The following is an 18,088-nucleotide window of genomic DNA, read 5'->3' as shown; positions in this document are numbered from 1 at the left end:
AGCCGCAACAAACTCATGAATCCCGTTTTTCTAAAGGCATTAGTTTTGTAGTTATGAAATTGCCTTTTGACGAAATGCTCGACGCCGCAGGAAAAGCGCGTCCCCACTACCAAATTTTTCATAACTGGTTAAAGCAGCAGAGCGATACTCTTATGGGTCTCAAACGGGCTGAAGCAGACCTAATCTTTCGACGCGTTGGTATTACCTTTGCTGTTTATGGTGATGACCTTGGTTCAGAGAGAACCATTCCATTTGATCAGGTGCCCCGCATTTTTACAGCGAAAGAATGGGAGCAGCTTGAAGCAGGCTTGCGTCAACGCGTTAAAGCCCTAAACCGGTTTATCTACGACGTATATCACGATGAAGAAATTATCAAGGCTGGTATTGTTCCTGCAGAACAAATTTATAACAACGCGCAATATCGCCCGGAAATGCGCAACGTCAGCATTCCGCGCGACATCTATGCACAAATCGCTGGTATTGATATTGTTCGAGCCGGCGAAGGCGAGTTCTATGTCCTAGAGGACAACTTGCGCGTGCCATCAGGCGTGTCTTACATGGTTGAAGACCGCAAAATGATGATGCGCCTTTTTCCTGATCTCTTTCAAAAATATCGTATTGCACCGGTAGAGCACTACCCAGATCTTTTGCTGGAGCGCTTAAAGTCCGTGAAGCCTGATGACGTCAAAAAACCTAATGTCGTAGTACTGACGCCTGGCATGTACAACTCTGCTTACTTTGAGCACAGTTACCTAGCTCAGCAAATGGGCGTCGAATTGGTGGAAGGCAAAGACTTGTTTGTGAAGAATGAGCAGGTCTTCATGCGAACCACTCAAGGACCCGAGAGAGTCGATGTGATTTACCGTCGCGTAGATGATGACTTCTTAGATCCACTCGCCTTCCGCTCAGATTCAACTTTGGGTGTTGCGGGATTGCTGTCCGCACATCGCGCGGGTAATGTCACCTTAGCAAATGCGATTGGTACCGGCATCGCGGATGACAAGTCAATCTATCCCTATGTCCCAGAGATGATTGAGTTTTATCTTGGCGAAAAACCCATTCTGAATAACGTTCCCACCTTTCAGTGCCGCAAAGCCGATGATTTGGCATACACGCTCGCCAATTTAGAGAAACTTGTCGTCAAGCTGACTCATGGTGCAGGTGGCTACGGCATGCTAGTGGGCCCAGCCTCTACCAAAGCGGAGATTGAGGAGTTTAGAGCTCATCTCGTTGCTAATCCAGATAAATATATTGCACAACCTACGCTTGCCCTTTCTACTTGCCCCACTTTTGTGGAATCTGGCGTTGCACCAAGACATATTGATTTAAGGCCATTTGTTCTCTCAGGAAAAACCATCAAGATGGTTCCAGGCGGATTGACACGGGTCGCACTCAAAGAAGGTTCTTTAGTAGTGAACTCCTCTCAAGGTGGTGGCACTAAAGATACCTGGGTGCTAGAGGAATAAGGGAAGAGTAAACATGTTAAGTCGTACCGCAGATTGTCTCTATTGGATAGCTCGTTATACCGAGCGCGCAGATAATACCGCACGCATGCTTGACGTTAATCACCAAACTTCACTACTGCCACAGCCCACTGAATTTTTAGAGCAAAGCTGGAAAAAATTATTAACCATCTCCAAGCTTGAAGATGCCTTTCTTCAAAAGTACGCTGTGATTAATCGTGAAAATGTATTGGATTTCATGATTTATGAAACTAGCAATCCATCCAGCATTGTGTCCTGCCTATTTGCTGCTCGGGAAAATGCTCGTGTCATTCGTGGAAAAATTACATCCGAGGTATGGGAAACCCAAAATACCACTTGGCTTGAACTGCAACGTATTCTAGAAGCGCGCCATCAAGCAGACCCTAGCAGGCTACTGGAGTGGGTAAAACATCGTTGCCACTTATTTAGGGGCGTTCTGTATGGAACCATGCTCAAGAATGAAGCCTTCTACTTCATTAATGTAGGAACCTTACTGGAGCGCGCAGATAATACCGCACGTATCTTGGAGACCAAATATGAAGATCAGCCGACTCTCAAGGTATTGGGTGCCGATAAAACCCCTGAGGATGGAACTGATGGTGATTTCTTTGACTTCTATCATTGGGCTGCTCTTTTGCGCTCTGTTTCTGCATTTGAGATTTACCGTCAGATTTACTCCGATCAAGTAACCCCCAAGCAGGTAGCGCAGCTGCTCATTTTTAACAAGCAGATGCCGCGCTCTTTAGTCTGCTGCGTTAACGAATTAATTCCCTTGATCTCCGAAGTTAAGAACCAACAATCTAAAGAAATTGAGCGCTTGCTAGGAAAACTGAAGGCAAGTCTAGATTACTCTGATATCGATGAAGTATTTGAACAAGGCTTAGAGGAGTTTATCGAAGCCTTCTTAGAGCGCGTTAATCATATTGCCGATGAATTCAGTAGCGCCTACCTCATTCCATTGGCTGTGGCCTAAGATCTAAAGATAAATATATGCACCTCAAGATACGCCATCGCACCGAATATCGTTACGAGACACCCGTCCGTTACTCTATTCAAGAGCTGCGTCTCACACCACCAAACGTTGCTGGGCAGGAAATTGAGAAATGGAGAATTAGCACTCCTATCAAAGCGTCCAACTCAATGGATACATTTGGTAATACCTGTAGCGTATTTGTGCAAGAAAGTCCCTATACCTCAATGATGATTGAGGCTGAAGGCGAAGTGCGCACCCAAGATGCATTTGAGTTCATCGACGAGCCTAAAGCAGTATCCCCATATTATCTGCTTCAGCAAACGAATCTGACGGAGCCAACCGAAGAGATGTTGGACTACTTTTCTAAAAGTCTTCCCAAAAACAACTCAGTAGATGCTATTTTAAGGCTGGCATCCGCCGTTCAAAACGCTATTGAATACTCACCAGGCCAAACAAATTTTGCTACTACTGCTGCTCAATCATTTGCTATGAAATCTGGCGTTTGCCAGGATCATGCTCACATGATGTTAAGCCTTTGTCGTGCATCCAATATTCCAGCTCGTTATGTAAGTGGTTATTTCTTTGCAGAGGAATCACCCAATCTAGCAAGCCATGCTTGGATTGATTTTTGCAGCGATATTGAAAAAGGTATTTAGACCAGCGTCGATATTACGCACGCTTGTATCATAGATTCTCGCCATATTCGCCTCGCGATTGGACGAGATTACTATTCTGCAGCGCCAGTTAAAGGCGTTCGGTCAGGAGGTGGCGGCGAAGAATTAAGCGCAACAATCTCCATCCAGAGATTATCCTGAAGTAAATCAGCGATAATTCTAAAAAAATTTAAAGGGATTGGGGTATGACATACTGCGTGGGCTTATGCCTAAAAGATGGCCTAGTTTTTTTATCTGATACCCGCACTAACGCTGGTGTAGATCAAATTGGCACCTTTAGAAAAATGACCTTGTTCCAAAAAGACAAAGATCGCTTCTTTGCCTTAATGAGTTCAGGCAATTTAGCCATTACCCAAGCCGTGAAAGAAATTTTGCTTCAAGGCCAACTACTCAATGGCAGTAATTTGTGGAGCGTGAAAAATGCTCATGATGCCGCCGTTGTGGTTGGCGATGCAATCAAACAAGTTTATGAACGTGACCATAGTGCGCTTGAAAAGGCCGGTATTGATTTCAACTGCAATCTAATTTTTGGTGGTCAGGTTAAAGGTGAGCGACCAAGATTATTTAATATCTATTCTGCGGGCAACTTCATTGAGGCAACACCAGAGACCTGCTACTTTCAGATTGGTGAATCGAAGTATGGCAAACCCATCTTGGATCGCGTTCTGAGTTACAACACCCCACTTAATCTTGCTACCAAGTGTGCATTGATCTCAATGGACTCCACTTTAAATAGTAATATTTCTGTAGGTCTTCCCTTAGATCTATTGGTATATGAAAAAAATTCCCTCACGGCTAGCAAACTAGTCACGATGGATGAATCCAATCCTTACTTCCAAATGATTCATCAATTATGGGGCGAAAAGTTACGCTCAGCCTTTAACTCCATTGCCGAGCCAAGCTGGAGTGGAGCCCATAAATCAAGCGCCATCTCAGCGCCAGCTAAAAAAATGGGTGCCGTCCCTATTCATCATCAGCCATCAAAGGCAAGAGTGGCGCCCAGAAAAGAAACTGCCGTTAAGAAGACTACAGTTGCTAGAAAGAAACCTGCCAAGCGGGTGTAATTAGGATTACCCCGCTATTACTCGTTTTTAGATCGGCTCGCTGATCTCAATGAGATTGAGATCAGGATCTCTAACATAGACCGAGTTAATTTTTCCCGTGGCTCCAGTTCGAATAACTGGGCCCTCAATAATAGGCCAGTTCGCCTTCTCTAGTTTGGCGATCACCTCAGCAAGTGGGCAATCGGCAATAAAGCATAAGTCCAATGAACCTGGAGTGGGTACATTTGCTTTAGGCTCAAACTCTTTGCCTTTGATGTGCAAATTAATTTTCTGGTTGCCAAACTTAAATGCTTTGCGCTCAACCGGTGGGGTACCGCCAATAAATGACTCCAGGGACATACCCAGGACGCGGGTATAAAAATCGATACAAGCTGACTCATTTGTGCTTGTTAAAACCAAGTGATCCAAATGATCAATCATTTAGACCTCGCGTAAATCAGCAAGGTATTCAGGTGCGGGATGTAAATCACAAGAACGCCCTGCTTTAGCTACTTGCCCTGGAACAGTATGTCCAACTATTGCGGGCAACTCACGGGCCAAACTGAGTAATTTGGGGATATTAATGCCCGTGTCGTATCCCATTGCATCGAGCATATGAATCGCATCTTCACTAGAAATATTGCCACTCGCACCTGGTGCATATGGGCAACCACCTAAACCTCCGAGAGATCCGTCAAAACGGGTTATGCCAGACTGAACTGCTGCCAATACATTAGCGAGACCCATTCCCCGAGTGTTATGAAAATGCATCGTGAGCTGAAGATGAGGGAATAATTGTTGCAAGGATTCAGACATTACGCTTACTTGGGCAGGATTAGCCATGCCAGTAGTGTCACAAATCGTAACACCCCTTACCCCTAAATCAGCAAAGCGTTTCGCAAATTCCTCAACCACGGCTTGAGGCACATCGCCTTCCATAAGGCAACCAAAACTGGTCGATAAGGAAACATTGATGGGTGTTTTGCCATCGACAAAACGAATTACTTCAGCCAAGCCGGCAAAGCTTTTTTCACGTGTCATGCGCAAGTTAGCAAGATTATGCGTTTCAGAAGTGGACATTACCAAATTAAATTCATCAGCGCGAGACTCCAGTGCACGCTCTGCACCCCTGAGGTTGGGAACCAATACGGTATATTCAACTCCTGGTACTCGTGTAATTTTTCCCATGACCTCTTCCGCATCACGAAGCATTGGAATCGCTTTAGGCGAGGTAAATGAAGTCACTTCAATTTTGGCAAAGCCGCACTGACTCATTTCATCGATCAAACGAACCTTATCCGCCGTGGGAACAAAGTTAGGCTCAATCTGAAAGCCATCTCTAGTCACTACATCATTAAAATAAATCCTAGTCATATTTTTATCTTAGATTATTTAGTGAACGCAATTCCACGCTCTGTTAAAGAGGCTATCTGCGCTTCACTTAAGCCAATACTGCGCAATATCTCTTCAGTATTCTGTCCAATATCCGGAGCCAATGTTTTGATAGAGCCTGGAGTACGGGATAACTTTGGAAATACCCCAGGAACATCTAAGCTGGCACCATCTCGCATTTGAATGGTTTCGATATTGCTCCTGGCTCTGTAGTGTGGATCCTTGGCAATATCTGCTACGGTATAAATTCTGCCGGCAGGTACTGCTGCTGAATCCAAGGCTTCCAAAGCCTGATCGGTAGTGAGGGTCTTGGCCCAATCTCCAATAGCCTGATCCAGTTCCACTACTCGCTTCACACGTCCATCATTATTCTCTAGCTCAGGGTCGCCACCCAAATCGTCTCTATCGATTAGCTTCATTAAGCGCTTGAAGATACTGTCTCCATTACCAGCAACGAGAACATAACCCCCATCAGAGCATAGATAAGCATTGGTGGGGGCAATTCCAGGCAAAGCACTACCAGCAGCCTGCCTTATTTCTCCGAAAGCGCTGTACTCTGGCAACAAGCTTTCCATACAATTAAAGACTGCCTCGTATAAAGCTACATCAATCACTTGCCCCTTACCACTGTGATGACGCTCTTGCATTGCCAATAATATGCCAATGACACCATGCAGAGACGCCAAGGTGTCCCCTATGCTGATCCCCACTCGCACGGGGACCCTTCCAGGCTCAGCAGTTAAGTGACGCAAGCCACCCATCGCTTCAGCAACAACACCAAAGCCAGGCTTATCACGATAAGGTCCTGTTTGACCATAACCGCTTATGCGCAACACAATGAGACGAGGATTGATTTTCAGTAATTCATTCGGATCAAGACCCCAACCTTCTAAAGTTCCAGGCCGAAAATTTTCAATCAAGATATCGGCATCTTTGGCCAGAGTGCGCACAATATCTTGCGCCTCGCTCTGCCGCAAATCTAAAGAGAGCGAGCGCTTATTACGTGACTGTACTTGCCACCAGATGGATGTACCATCTTTCAGTAAACGCCATTTACGCAGAGCATCTCCGACTTTAGGTGGCTCAATTTTGACAACATCAGCTCCAAAGTCAGCTAATGTTTTGGCGGCAAATGGACCAGCGATGAGCTGCCCCATTTCAATCACCTTCAATCCGGATAACGGCTCCATACAACACCCTTTAAACACCTACGCAATATGCTTAATGTACCCTTTTTTAACAATCATTTCAGTAGTGGGCAAAAAATAGGGCGCATATCAATGCGCCCTATGAATACTTCAAAGTTGTGGGATTATTTTTTACCCAACATCTCCCAGGTCTCTACCACGCTATCAGGATTTAGCGAGATGGAAGTAATTCCCTTCTCTACTAACCAACGTGCAAAATCTGGATGATCTGACGGGCCTTGACCGCAAATACCAACGTACTTGTTCTGCTTGCGGCAAGCCTCAATCGAGCGAGCAATCATGCACTCGACCGCTGGATCGCGTTCGTCAAAGTCAATTGCCAACAATTCCATACCGGAGTCACGATCAAGACCCAAAGTAAGCTGGGTCATATCATTGGAGCCGATTGAGAAACCGTCAAAGTACTCGAGGAATTGATCGGCCAAAATGGCATTGGATGGAATCTCGCACATCATGATGAGGCGCAGACCATTTACACCACGTTTCAGACCAAACTTTTCCATCATATTAATGACGCGCTCGGCTTGTTTGATAGTGCGCACGAACGGAACCATGATCTCGACATTGTCTAGACCCATGTCTTCGCGCACGCGCTTCATAGCAGCGCACTCAAGAGCAAATGCCTCGCCAAAGTCTTCAGAGACATAGCGTGAAGCACCGCGGAAGCCCAACATTGGATTCTCTTCGTCGGGTTCGTAGCGTGATCCACCGATTAATTTCTTGTACTCATTTGATTTAAAGTCGGACAAACGAACGATGACAGGCTTTGGATAAAATGCCGCCGCAATCGTAGCTACACCCTCAACCAACTTGTCCTCATAAAACTGACGAGGGCTTGCATAGCCACGAGCAACGCTCTCAACCGCACGCTTGAGATCAGGATCAATGTTTGGATACTCCAAAACTGCACGTGGGTGCACGCCAATGTAGTTATTAATAATGAACTCAAGACGAGCCAGGCCAACACCTGCATTCGGAATCTGACAAAAGTCAAACGCTAACTGAGGATTACCAATATTCATGGTGATCTTCACTGGAATCTCTGGCAATACGCCACGAGAAACTTCGGTTACCTCAGTCTCGATCAAACCATCATAGATGTGACCTTCATCACCTTCAGCACAAGAGACGGTGACCACCATGCCATCTTGCAATTGCTCGGTAGCATCAGTACAACCAACAACAGCCGGAACACCTAGCTCGCGCGCAATAATCGCCGCATGACAAGTACGGCCACCACGGTTGGTCACAATCGCAGAGGCACGCTTCATTACGGGCTCCCAGTTTGGATCGGTCATATCAGCAACCAAGACATCACCTGGCTGAACACGATCCATCTCGCTAGGGTCACGAATAATACGCACGGGACCAGCACCAATCTTTTGACCAATCGCACGGCCTTTCGCCAATACCTTAGAGCTACCCTTTAACTTATAGCGCATCTCTACTTGACCAGCAGCCTGACTCTTTACAGTCTCAGGACGTGCTTGAAGTATGTAAATACGTCCATCTTGACCATCTTTGCCCCACTCGATATCCATTGGACGACCATAGTGCTTCTCAATGATCACTGCATATTTAGCCAACTCAGTAATGTCGGCATCTTCCAATGAAAAACGATTACGCTTTTCAGGAGCTACGTCAACCGTTTGTACTTTTTCAGCCGATCCTTTAGGTGCAAATTGCATTTGAATCAATTTAGAACCCAAAGAGCGACGAATGATTGCTTTCTTATCCTGCGCCAGAGTAGTTTTGAATACATAAAACTCATCGGGATTGACCGCACCTTGAACAACTGTCTCACCCAAACCATAGCTGGAGGTAATAAACACTACATCCTCAAAGCCAGATTCGGTATCTAAAGTAAACATCACGCCGGCAGCGCCTAAATCTGAGCGAACCATGCGCTGGATGCCAGCAGATAAAGCTACTTCTGCATGAGCAAAACCGTTGTGAACACGATAGGAGATGGCGCGATCGTTGTAGAGGGAAGCAAATACCTCACGAATTTTCTTGAGAACATCATCGATGCCCTCAACGTTCAAGAAGGTTTCTTGTTGGCCTGCAAAAGAAGCATCTGGCAAGTCTTCTGCGGTCGCTGAGGATCGCACAGCAAATGACCCCTTACCTGAATCATCTAGCACAGCAAATGCTTTACGAATTTCTTCTTCAAGCTTAGGTTGAAATGGCGCTGTCTCAATCCACTCACGGATCTCAGCACCAGCCTGAGCCAATACACGAACATCGTCAATATTCAGACCCTCTAGACGCTGTTGAATACGCTCGGTCAGGTTATTGTGTTTTAGAAAATCACGGAATGCCAAAGCGGTGGTTGCAAAACCAGTTGGCACACGAACGCCTGTGGACGCTAACTGAGAGATCATTTCTCCTAAGGAAGCATTCTTACCGCCAACTGACTCAACGTCAGTCATACGAAGTTGCTCAAAAGGCAAAACATAGGCATCTGCCACACTACTATTTTGTTGCTGTTGGTTGGACATAAAATACTCTCTAAAGATAAGGAAACTGGTCTAGCGGCCACCTAAAATAGGGCATGCTTTAATATGATTCTATTGTAGTGCTGACCCTGACTTTTAGGCCAAATCCATGTCCACCCAAACCCGCATTGTTTTTATTGTCTCCGACGGTACCGGCATCACCGCCGACAACTTTAGTCAGTCGATTTTGGCTCAATTTGAAGCCACTTTTAAGCACATCCGGGTACCTTTTGTGGATAGCGTGGAAAAAGCCCACGACGCCGTTAGGAGCATCAATCAGGCAGCCAGTAAGTATGGAGTTCAGCCCATTGTCTTCACCACTTTGGTGAATTCTGAGCTCAATGCCATTGTTGCTAAGGCCAATGGCCTAATTTTGGATATGTTCCAGACCTTCGTGGCTCCACTTGAAGAAGCCCTAGGTATGAAATCCACCCATGCCATGAACCGCCTTCACCACAATGCGGATACCGAGGCTTACAAAAACCGTATTGAGGCTATCAACTATTCACTCGCCCATGATGATGGGCAATCCAATCAAAATCTTGCCGAGGCAAATGTTATCTTGATAGGTATATCTAGGGTTGGCAAAACGCCAACGAGCTTATATCTAGCAATGCAATATGGATTAAAAGCCGCAAACTATCCCCTGATACCAGAAGACTTTGAACGTGGACAACTGCCAAAAGATTTGGTTCCTTATCGCCAAAAGATCTTTGGCCTCATGATCGATGCCGAACGTTTATCCGAGATTCGCAATGAACGCAGACCTGGTAGTAATTACGCCAAGTTAGAAAATTGTCGCTATGAGATTAACGAGGCAACTGCAATGATGAAAAAACAATCAATTCCATGGGTACTAACAACCAGTAAATCGATTGAAGAGATTGCTACCACCGTATTGCAAGCCATTAAATCTGATAAGACAATTCTGGGCTAAAACAACAAACCTAGTGAAGTCGCACGCGCATTGTCTCAAAGAGACAAACGGCAGCTGCAGTTGATACATTAAGCGATTCTACTCGAGGGTCGATGGGGATGGAGACGCTTTTTGCTTGCGCCAATAAATCTTCGGAAACACCCTGACCTTCGCTACCCATCACCCATGCAACCGGATGAATGAGCTCTTTGTGAATAGAAAAAAGATCAAGTTCTGCATCTGCAGTAGCGGCTAATAAAGGTGCAGTAACGGCACTGAGCACTTGCTGGTTTGACCAACCTTCGTATAAATCCAATAATCGATGAGCACCCATGCCGGCTCGCAAGACTTTGCTGGACCACAAATGCGCGCATCCAAATAAGGCAATGACTTGTGTAAATCCAGCGGCAGCAGCAGTACGCAAAATCGAGCCTACATTACCAGCATCTTGAATGCGATCCAAGATCACCACATCACCAGCTAAAGTTGAAATTGACTGCGGCGAAGCAAGGCATGATTTTGGCAGATCCAATAAGCCCGCCAGATGAGGAGCATTCACTAAATCGCTGAGCAAATCCCATAGAGCACTATCCAATTGATAAACCTTGGTGTCAGGACAAAGCTCTAAATGTGAATACATAGCCTGCACGATCTCTGCATTCTTTAGCCCGAGCTCTGAGGTAAAAAGTGTCTTTAAAGCAGGATCACCCTCCCAGGTTTGCACTAAATGAATTCCTTCAAGCAAAGCGCAGCCGCTAGCTAATCTCGCCTTCTGACCTTTGCTACCGGTTGCCTGTAATTGACGAACCTCCTTAAACAAAGGATTTTCTTTTGAAGAAATGAGATCAAAGTTCATGATTAATCTGCGAGCGCCTCTAGCACCCGACGAACCGGAGAAAAGCTACGACGATGTTCGGAGCAGGCACCATATTGCTTTAATGCAGCAAAGTGAGCCTGCGTCGGATAACCCCTATGCTGGGCAAAACCATATTCAGGGTGGCGCTCATGCAAAGCTTGCATCTGACGATCACGTGTCACTTTAGCTAATATAGATGCAGCTGAAATTGCAGGCTCTTTAGCGTCGCCCTGAATAATCGCTTCTGCCGCAATCGGCAACTCAGGACATCGGTTGCCATCAATCAGCGCTCTGCTTGGCCAATCACCTAGTCGAGTTGTTAAATCTTCCACGGCTCGACGCATCGCCAGCATCGTAGCCTGCAAGATATTCATCTGATCTATCTCTAGAGGGCTCGCCTCGCCTATGCCCCAGGCTTTAGCCTTTTCCATAATCTGCTCATACAAATATTCTCTTCGAGCAGCGGTTAATTTTTTGGAGTCTTTTAAACCCTCAATCGGATTATTGGGATCGAGCACTACTGCACCAGCTACCACTGCACCTACCAAAGGTCCGCGCCCCGCTTCATCCACACCACAGACCCAAATCATACTCATGCACTTACCCACTTGTGACGGTGATTCGCAATCGTTTGAGCCACTGCCTGAGCAACCAATAATCCCGTTGGGCGACGCAATGTTTCATGCATATCAGTAAAACGCTCTTTGAGCTGAGTAACTCTACTGGGGTGATCCAGCCAATCTTGCATTGCATTAGCTAGCTTTTCGGGTGTCGCATCATCTTGCAATAACTCGGGAACCACAAACTCACCGCACAAAATATTGGGTAGCCCCACATACGGTAAATAACCCTGCCGTTTCATAATCTGAGCCGTTAACCAGGGTACTTTATAAGAAATCACCATAGGCTTTTTCCATAATGCCGCTTGCAAAGTCGCCGTACCGCTCGCAATCAATACCACATCAGCAGCTTCCAATACTTCATCTGCCATGCCATCAAGCAAGTGAATTTGAATATCAGGATTTTGGTTTTTTACAGCCAATAAAAGCTGCTCAAGCAGGGCTCGTAAACGCGGGGTTGCCACTGGGATTAAGAACTGTAGCTTTTGACCTTGAAGTCTTTTTGATAATAACTGCATTGTCTCAAAAAAGACTGGCGCGATAAGCTCGATTTCAGATATTCGGCTTCCGGGCAATACTGCAATGACTGTGCCATCAAGTGACGCATTACTCATAGCACACTTTTGAGCAATTTTTCCACGAGCTTGCGATGGGTTTGGCTCTATCGGAATTTCACTAGCAAGCGGGTGACCAACATAAGTTGAAGCCACACCAGCACGATCGTAAATTTCAGTTTCGAATGGAAAGATGCAGAGCATGCGCTCGACTGCTTGTGAAATTTTCTTGATGCGCCCTGCTCTCCACGCCCAAATCGAGGGGGAGACTAAATGCAATGTGGGTATCCCCGCTTTTCGCAGTTGCATTTCCACGCCTAAATTAAAGTCTGGCGCATCAATTCCCAAATAGACATCGGGCCTGCCCTCCCCCAATAAATTGGCGATTAATTCTTTTCGAAGCTTCAGAATTGCAGGCAACTGTTGAATTGCTTCCACATAACCACGAACGCTCAGGGTCTCCATAGGCCAATCAGAACGCATACCTTCTGCTTGCATCCGCGGCCCGCCAATGCCATATACCTCAAGGCTAGCCATCTCTGGAATTTGATTTAATGCGCCTAATACTGGCGCAGCAAGTAAGTCGCCAGAAGGTTCGCCAGCTACACAAGCTAACTTTGGCAAAGTATTCCCAACGTTAACGAATGATGCCGCGTGTCGAAGCGGCAATAAAATCGTGGAACTGGGCTAGCTTTTCAGCAGTAGCAGGATCGGCCGAATTTGCAGCAACCATTTTTTGTATTTCCACCTTAGCCTCTTCAAAGCTCAGGCCATCTTTATATAAGACTTTATAGGCTTGGCGCAATGCAGAAATTGTTTCACTTGAGAAACCTCGGCGTTTCAAGCCTTCCACATTAATACCATGTGGAGAAGCTTTGTCGCCAGCGGCAATCACAAAAGGAGGAATATCTTGTACCAATGCAGAGGCACCGCCCAGCATCGCATGCTGTCCGATACGAACGAACTGATGAACGCCAGACATACCACCCATAATCGCCCAATCATCAACCTGCACATGACCAGCAATTTGAGCATTGCTTGAGAAAATGGTGTGATTACCTACTTGGCAATCATGCGCAATATGCACATAGGCCATGATCCAGTTGTCATTGCCGATTCGGGTAATACCTTCATCCTGTGAGGTTCCAGTGTGAATCGTTGTGAATTCGCGAATAGTGTTGCGATCACCAATAATCAGTTGAGTGGGCTCTCCACGATATTTCATATCCTGTGGCGGCCCACCGATTGCAGCAAAGTGCGCAAAATTATTTTCTTTGCCGATTGTGGTGTGCCCCTCAATCACCGTATGTGAGCCAACTTTTGTACCAGCGTCGATTTTGACGTTGGGGCCAATAACTGAGTAGGGTCCAATCTCAACGTTGCTAGCGAGCTCTGCTTTGATATCCACCACAGCAGATGCATGAATCCGGGTCATTACGCGCCTTTCGTACGTACCGCACAAGTAATGTTTGCTTCGGCGGAAATCTCACCATCTACAGTTGCCTGCACTGCAAACTTATATATGCCAGCACGACCACGCTCAAGCTTTGCGGTCATGATCAACTGATCCCCAGGTAATACTGGCTTTTTAAAGCGTGCCCCATCGATTCCAGCAAAGTAATAAATGGCATCTTCTGCACGCTCCTCAGAAAAGGTTAACAGAGCAGCAGTTTGCGCCAATGCCTCAATAATCAAAACTCCTGGCATTACTGGAAAGTCTGGAAAGTGCCCCTGAAAAAATGGCTCATTCATCGTCACGTTCTTCAGTGCAGTAATACTGACCTGTGGAGAAATTTCTAAGACGCGATCAACCAGTAAAAATGGGTAGCGATGGGGCAATAGCTTCAAAATTTTATTGATATCAATCGCGATGATCTTGCTCATAAATTACCTACTTAAAGTGAATAATGAATTTGTTATTAAGGAGCCTATGGCTCCGAACTTTTGTTCTTATCTAATAATCGTAAGCGTTGACGTATTTTATCTAGCCCACGCAAGATTGCAGCATTCTTTTCCCAAGCAGCATGCAACATTGAGGGATAAACGCCCGTATAGTGCTGGCCAGGCTCGTTAATCGAGCGAATAATCGACGTGTTTCCGGAAACCGTAGTTCTATCGGCAATAGTGAGATGTCCCGCGAAATTAGCGGCACCTCCAATAATGCAGAAATTACCAATTTTTGTACTTCCAGAGATGGCAGCACAACCAGCAATCACACAGCATTTACCGATAATAACGTTGTGAGCAATCTGCACTTGATTATCAATTTTGCTACCAGCGCCAATGACCGTATCACTCATGGCACCACGATCAATCGTAGTTGAAGCGCCAATCTCAACATCGTCGCCGATCACAACATTACCTGTTTGCGGGATCTTGACCCACTCACCACCTGTCGCCGAAAAGTCAGGAGCAAATCCAAAACCATCGGCACCAATAATGGCGCCACTATGAATGATGCAGCGCTCACCAATTTGGGTGCCGCCATAAATTGAAACAGATGGATAAATTAAGGTATCACTCGCGATCACACTGTTTCTGGCAACCGTTGCATTACCCAAAATGCAAACGCGCTCACCAAGCTTGACCCCAGGTCCGATTTGTACAAAAGGCCCGATATGACAAGAGCTAGGAATACTTACGCTAGGGTCTATTACTGCGCTTGGATGAATTCCGGGTAAATAGGCGGGTGCGCTCTGCTTTGCAAAGTACTGAGCCATTCTTGCAAAAGTTGCGTAAGGATTTTTTGAGACAAAATAAACGCGGCCAGCTAAATGTGCATCGGATTTGGATTGAAGAAACTCTAGATCAGTCTGGCTCAGAATCAAAGCGCCAGCTGCGCTATCGCTTGCCTGATGACGATACAAAGGATTTGATAAAAAGGAGATTTGGTTAGACTTAGCGTGCTCTAGAGGCGCAAGACCATTGAATACGAGGGAGGCCTCCCCCACCAAGCTTACTTGAAACTGTTCGGCCAGCTCGACGGCGGTGGGCATAAAACTTACTTAAGACTGTTTAAGGCCTTGATAACATCATCTGTTACATCAGCCTTTGGGTTCAAGTATGCAGCTTCCTGGATGATGATGTCAATTTTTCTTTGTTCGGCAATTTGCTTGAGGACTAAATTTGCTTTTTCAGCAATCTTGGCACGCTCTTCAAAGGTGCGTTGATTGAGATCCTCTGTAAATTCACGTTGCTTACGCTGTAATTCACGGTCCTGATCAGCCAGCTCGCGCTGACGACGCACACGATCCGCCTCAGTCATTACTGCAGCATCACGATCAAGTTTTTCTGCCGCTGCCTTTATTTTCTGGGCATTGTCACGCAAATCATTCTGGCGCTTAGTAAATTCATTTTGTAATCGAGTCTGCATTGCTTTTGCCAAATTAGACTCGTTGAAAACTTTTTCAGAATTGACAACAGCAACACGAGTTCCAGCATCCTGAGCAAATGCAGCAGGCGCAAGTATTACTGTTGCAATAGCTAGCAAACCAATTTGAATCCATTTTGAAGAATGTAATAACCTCATAAAACTTTCCTTGAACAATTAAAACGCCGTACCCACCTGGAACTGCAATCGCTGGACATTATCCGTCGGCGCAGACTTGTACGGAATACCATAACTAAACTTCAACGGTCCCAGCGGTGATATCCATGATATACCTAATCCGTAGGAGTATTTTAGGACTAAGTTGATATTTTGCCCAAATGCATTACCACCGTCTACGAAAGTAAAGACACGCAAAGTCTTATCAACACCAGACCCCGGAACGGGAACGGTGTATTCAATATTTGTCACAATCTTAGACTGACCACCTGTCGGTTGATAGGCTCCAACTGCACTATTAAAGTACTGCGGCCCTAAGGATCCAGGGGCATAACCACGTACGGATCCAATACCACCCACGTAGTAGTTTTTAGTAATTGGGAAAGGATGATTGCCGTACACCTCTCCGTAACCGACCTCACCGTTGAATGAGAGGATATTTCCTTTTGTAAAGGAGTGGTACTTTTGATACTGGCCATACAAGCGATAGAAAGTCATATTACCAGCAGGCGTTCCAGCTTCGGCAGAGAGCTGTTGCAAAGATCCATCAGAGGGAATAAGCGCGCTATCACGGCCATCACGGGACCAGCCGATTGTGATTGGTACGTTATAGGTATTCAGGGTTGCAGGGTATCCTGGTGCAGCAATTCCGTAACTTTGAGCATAAGTCAAGTAAGGCAGCGGCGTATTGTATGTTGTCTGGATTTGGAATGCTTCAACGCCCGTTCCAAAAAAGACTCGATCAACTTCGGTGTATGGAACGCCAAATTTAATATTTGAGCCCAGAGACTTAATGGTGTAATCGGGATCACCCACGTAGTAAAGGGGTTTTGACTGGCGGTAGTACAAATCAGTGTATCGACTGATTCCATCTTCAGTGAAGTAGGGATCATAATTAGACAGAGTCAAGTTCTGATTAATCTTACCCAGAGAAGCATTTAAACCAATTGCAGTTCCAGTTCCAAATGCATTATCTTGATCAATACCTGCAGACAATATTAACTTTTCTGTAGAGGAGTAGCCGGCCCCCAAGGTAATCGCACCGGTTGGCTTCTCAGTAACTTTAACGTTCACATCTACCTGATCAGAAGTACCTGGAACATCCTCAGTAGTGATATCAGTCTCAGTGAAATAGCCCAAACGATTCAAGCGCTTCTTCGATAGATCAATTTTGTCACTATCAAACCAGGAGCTCTCAAACTGACGCATCTCACGCCGAATCACCATGTCACGTGTTTTGGCGTTCCCAGAAATATCTACCTTACGAACATAGATTCGTCGACCTGGATCAATTACTAAAGTGAGATCTACTTCTGCTTGTTCGCGGCGAATATCTGGTTGCGGATTAATGGTTGCAAAAGCATAGCCATAGGAACCCAAGACCTCTGCAATTGCTTTGGAGCTTTCAGTTAATTTAGCGAAAGAAAAAGTATCACCAGGCTTCAGTACGATCAACTGCATTAGCTCGTTTTCTTTGCCCAATAGCTCACCGGCCAAACGAACATTTTTAACTGTAAATTTTTGACCTTCACGAATACTGATGGTGAGGTAAATCCCTTTTTTGTCGGGAGTAATCGAAACTTGTGTTGATTCAATAACAAACTCTAAGTAGCCACGATTTAAATAATAAGAGCGAATCGTTTCTAAATCTGCCGTAAGTTTTTGCTTTGAATAGAGATTGTCCTTGCTGTACCAAGATAGCCAACCGCCAGTCTTCAGTTGCATCTCGCCGCGCAAAGTACTCTCACTAAATACTTTATTGCCAATGAAATTAATTTCTTGAATCTTGGCAACAGGTCCTTCATCTATATTGAAGTAAACGGCAACCTGATTGCGTTCGACCGGAGTGACGGTGGCAACAACCTCTGCAGCAAACATGCCCTTACCAACATATTGACGCTTGAGTTCTTGCTCAGCCTTATCAATTAAAGCTTTGTCATAAAAACGCGCCTCCGCAACACCAACAGCTTTTAAGGACTTACGAACTATCTCTGGGTCAAATTCTTTCATCCCAGTAAATTCAATACGTGAAATTGTTGGTCTCTCTTCAATGATGACAATCAATACATCACCTTGAGCTTGAATTTGCACATCCCTAAAAAACCCGGTGCTATACAAGGCCTTAATAGCCTCAGCCCCTTTTTCCTCGGTGAAAGTGTCGCCTACTTGAACGGGCAAATAACTAAATACAGTACCTGGCTCAACCCGCTGTAAACCTTCTACGCGAATATCTTTGACAACAAAGGAATCTGCTGCATAAACAGGAATGCTCAGACCCAAAGCTACCATCATCAGCAGTCGAGCAAGTAAGCGTGTAAACATC

17 protein-coding genes are annotated in these 18,088 nt (G+C 45.6%); 5 read left to right on the top strand and 12 right to left on the bottom strand.

Annotation, left to right across the window (positions count from 1 at the left end; translation table 11 throughout):
• Positions 1 to 53: 53 nt before the first annotated feature.
• The 4 genes from DXE33_RS01145 to DXE33_RS01130 all read left to right on the top strand — a co-directional run bounded on the left by DXE33_RS01145 (position 54) and on the right by DXE33_RS01130 (position 4,195).
• Positions 54 to 1,466: a circularly permuted type 2 ATP-grasp protein gene (locus tag DXE33_RS01145; RefSeq protein WP_114639680.1), complete on the top strand. Its 1,413-nt coding sequence runs from the start codon at positions 54 to 56 to the stop codon at positions 1,464 to 1,466.
• 13 nt (positions 1,467 to 1,479) lie between these two features.
• Positions 1,480 to 2,457, top strand: coding sequence for an alpha-E domain-containing protein (locus DXE33_RS01140; protein WP_114638280.1), 978 nt, complete (start codon positions 1,480 to 1,482; stop codon positions 2,455 to 2,457).
• Between the two features lie 17 nt (positions 2,458 to 2,474).
• Positions 2,475 to 3,113 (top strand): transglutaminase family protein, encoded by a 639-nt coding sequence (locus DXE33_RS01135; RefSeq protein WP_197711957.1) that lies wholly within the window; start codon positions 2,475 to 2,477, stop codon positions 3,111 to 3,113.
• Between the two features lie 203 nt (positions 3,114 to 3,316).
• Entirely contained in the window at positions 3,317 to 4,195 is an 879-nt protein-coding gene (locus DXE33_RS01130; protein ID WP_114638279.1) for a proteasome-type protease, read from the top strand.
• A gap of 27 nt (positions 4,196 to 4,222) precedes the next feature.
• On the opposite strand, the gene DXE33_RS01125 is transcribed toward DXE33_RS01130, so the two are convergent.
• From DXE33_RS01125 to ppsA, 4 genes are all read right to left on the bottom strand, one after another.
• Entirely contained in the window at positions 4,223 to 4,615 is a 393-nt protein-coding gene (locus tag DXE33_RS01125) for a VOC family protein (protein ID WP_114638278.1), read from the bottom strand.
• Positions 4,616 to 5,548: a hydroxymethylglutaryl-CoA lyase gene (locus DXE33_RS01120; RefSeq protein ID WP_114638277.1), complete on the bottom strand. Its 933-nt coding sequence runs from the start codon at positions 5,546 to 5,548 to the stop codon at positions 4,616 to 4,618. It lies immediately after the preceding gene.
• Positions 5,549 to 5,562: 14 nt separating this feature from the next.
• Positions 5,563 to 6,756: a CaiB/BaiF CoA transferase family protein gene (locus DXE33_RS01115; RefSeq protein ID WP_114638276.1), complete on the bottom strand. Its 1,194-nt coding sequence runs from the start codon at positions 6,754 to 6,756 to the stop codon at positions 5,563 to 5,565.
• A 122-nt stretch (positions 6,757 to 6,878) separates the two neighbouring features.
• Positions 6,879 to 9,275 carry a phosphoenolpyruvate synthase gene (ppsA, locus tag DXE33_RS01110; RefSeq protein WP_114638275.1) on the bottom strand — a complete coding sequence of 799 codons (2,397 nt, stop codon included), beginning with the start codon at positions 9,273 to 9,275 and terminating at the stop codon, positions 6,879 to 6,881.
• 106 nt (positions 9,276 to 9,381) lie between these two features.
• Between ppsA and ppsR the strand changes: the two genes are divergently transcribed.
• Positions 9,382 to 10,209 carry a posphoenolpyruvate synthetase regulatory kinase/phosphorylase PpsR gene (gene ppsR, locus DXE33_RS01105; RefSeq protein ID WP_114638274.1) on the top strand — a complete coding sequence of 276 codons (828 nt, stop codon included), beginning with the start codon at positions 9,382 to 9,384 and terminating at the stop codon, positions 10,207 to 10,209.
• 10 nt (positions 10,210 to 10,219) lie between these two features.
• On the opposite strand, the gene DXE33_RS01100 is transcribed toward ppsR, so the two are convergent.
• The 8 genes from DXE33_RS01100 to bamA are packed head-to-tail and all read right to left on the bottom strand — an operon-like array spanning position 10,220 to position 18,057.
• Positions 10,220 to 11,044: a TrmH family RNA methyltransferase gene (locus tag DXE33_RS01100; RefSeq protein ID WP_114638273.1), complete on the bottom strand. Its 825-nt coding sequence runs from the start codon at positions 11,042 to 11,044 to the stop codon at positions 10,220 to 10,222.
• 2 nt (positions 11,045 to 11,046) lie between these two features.
• Complete coding sequence (gene rnhB, locus DXE33_RS01095; protein ID WP_114638272.1) at positions 11,047 to 11,640, bottom strand: ribonuclease HII; 594 nt, start codon at positions 11,638 to 11,640, stop codon at positions 11,047 to 11,049.
• Complete coding sequence (lpxB, locus tag DXE33_RS01090) at positions 11,637 to 12,842, bottom strand: lipid-A-disaccharide synthase (protein WP_114638271.1); 1,206 nt, start codon at positions 12,840 to 12,842, stop codon at positions 11,637 to 11,639. Before lpxB ends, rnhB begins: the two co-directional genes overlap by 4 nt.
• Positions 12,843 to 12,855: 13 nt before the next feature.
• Positions 12,856 to 13,653 carry an acyl-ACP--UDP-N-acetylglucosamine O-acyltransferase gene (gene lpxA / locus DXE33_RS01085; RefSeq protein ID WP_114638270.1) on the bottom strand — a complete coding sequence of 266 codons (798 nt, stop codon included), beginning with the start codon at positions 13,651 to 13,653 and terminating at the stop codon, positions 12,856 to 12,858.
• Positions 13,653 to 14,102 (bottom strand): 3-hydroxyacyl-ACP dehydratase FabZ, encoded by a 450-nt coding sequence (gene fabZ, locus DXE33_RS01080; protein WP_114638269.1) that lies wholly within the window; start codon positions 14,100 to 14,102, stop codon positions 13,653 to 13,655. Before fabZ ends, lpxA begins: the two co-directional genes overlap by 1 nt.
• A 44-nt stretch (positions 14,103 to 14,146) precedes the next feature.
• Positions 14,147 to 15,214: a UDP-3-O-(3-hydroxymyristoyl)glucosamine N-acyltransferase gene (lpxD, locus tag DXE33_RS01075; protein ID WP_114638268.1), complete on the bottom strand. Its 1,068-nt coding sequence runs from the start codon at positions 15,212 to 15,214 to the stop codon at positions 14,147 to 14,149.
• Between the two features lie 5 nt (positions 15,215 to 15,219).
• Positions 15,220 to 15,747, bottom strand: a complete 528-nt coding sequence (locus DXE33_RS01070; protein WP_114638267.1) for an OmpH family outer membrane protein — start codon at positions 15,745 to 15,747, stop codon at positions 15,220 to 15,222.
• 18 nt (positions 15,748 to 15,765) lie between these two features.
• Entirely contained in the window at positions 15,766 to 18,057 is a 2,292-nt protein-coding gene (gene bamA, locus DXE33_RS01065) for an outer membrane protein assembly factor BamA (RefSeq protein WP_231970284.1), read from the bottom strand.
• Positions 18,058 to 18,088: the final 31 nt, after the last annotated feature.

Source organism: Polynucleobacter necessarius (assembly GCF_900096765.1).
Taxonomy (GTDB): Bacteria; Pseudomonadota; Gammaproteobacteria; order Burkholderiales; family Burkholderiaceae; genus Polynucleobacter; species Polynucleobacter necessarius_F.
The sequence above is the reverse complement of the archived record's forward strand: the minus strand, read 5'-3'. Positions and strand labels throughout refer to the sequence as shown.

Coding starts and splice junctions, on each gene's coding strand:
- ppsR (WP_114638274.1), top strand. CDS start 9,382: ATGTCCACCCAAACCCGCATTGTTTTTATTGTCTCCGACGGTACCGGC.
- DXE33_RS01120 (WP_114638277.1), bottom strand. CDS start 5,548: ATGACTAGGATTTATTTTAATGATGTAGTGACTAGAGATGGCTTTCAG.
- DXE33_RS01070 (WP_114638267.1), bottom strand. CDS start 15,747: ATGAGGTTATTACATTCTTCAAAATGGATTCAAATTGGTTTGCTAGCT.
- DXE33_RS01130 (WP_114638279.1), top strand. CDS start 3,317: ATGACATACTGCGTGGGCTTATGCCTAAAAGATGGCCTAGTTTTTTTA.
- DXE33_RS01135 (WP_197711957.1), top strand. CDS start 2,475: ATGCACCTCAAGATACGCCATCGCACCGAATATCGTTACGAGACACCC.
- DXE33_RS01140 (WP_114638280.1), top strand. CDS start 1,480: ATGTTAAGTCGTACCGCAGATTGTCTCTATTGGATAGCTCGTTATACC.
- DXE33_RS01145 (WP_114639680.1), top strand. CDS start 54: ATGAAATTGCCTTTTGACGAAATGCTCGACGCCGCAGGAAAAGCGCGT.
- DXE33_RS01125 (WP_114638278.1), bottom strand. CDS start 4,615: ATGATTGATCATTTGGATCACTTGGTTTTAACAAGCACAAATGAGTCA.
- lpxD (WP_114638268.1), bottom strand. CDS start 15,214: ATGCCCACCGCCGTCGAGCTGGCCGAACAGTTTCAAGTAAGCTTGGTG.
- fabZ (WP_114638269.1), bottom strand. CDS start 14,102: ATGAGCAAGATCATCGCGATTGATATCAATAAAATTTTGAAGCTATTG.
- bamA (WP_231970284.1), bottom strand. CDS start 18,057: ATGATGGTAGCTTTGGGTCTGAGCATTCCTGTTTATGCAGCAGATTCC.
- DXE33_RS01100 (WP_114638273.1), bottom strand. CDS start 11,044: ATGAACTTTGATCTCATTTCTTCAAAAGAAAATCCTTTGTTTAAGGAG.
- lpxA (WP_114638270.1), bottom strand. CDS start 13,653: ATGACCCGGATTCATGCATCTGCTGTGGTGGATATCAAAGCAGAGCTC.
- DXE33_RS01115 (WP_114638276.1), bottom strand. CDS start 6,756: ATGGAGCCGTTATCCGGATTGAAGGTGATTGAAATGGGGCAGCTCATC.
- ppsA (WP_114638275.1), bottom strand. CDS start 9,275: ATGTCCAACCAACAGCAACAAAATAGTAGTGTGGCAGATGCCTATGTT.
- rnhB (WP_114638272.1), bottom strand. CDS start 11,640: ATGAGTATGATTTGGGTCTGTGGTGTGGATGAAGCGGGGCGCGGACCT.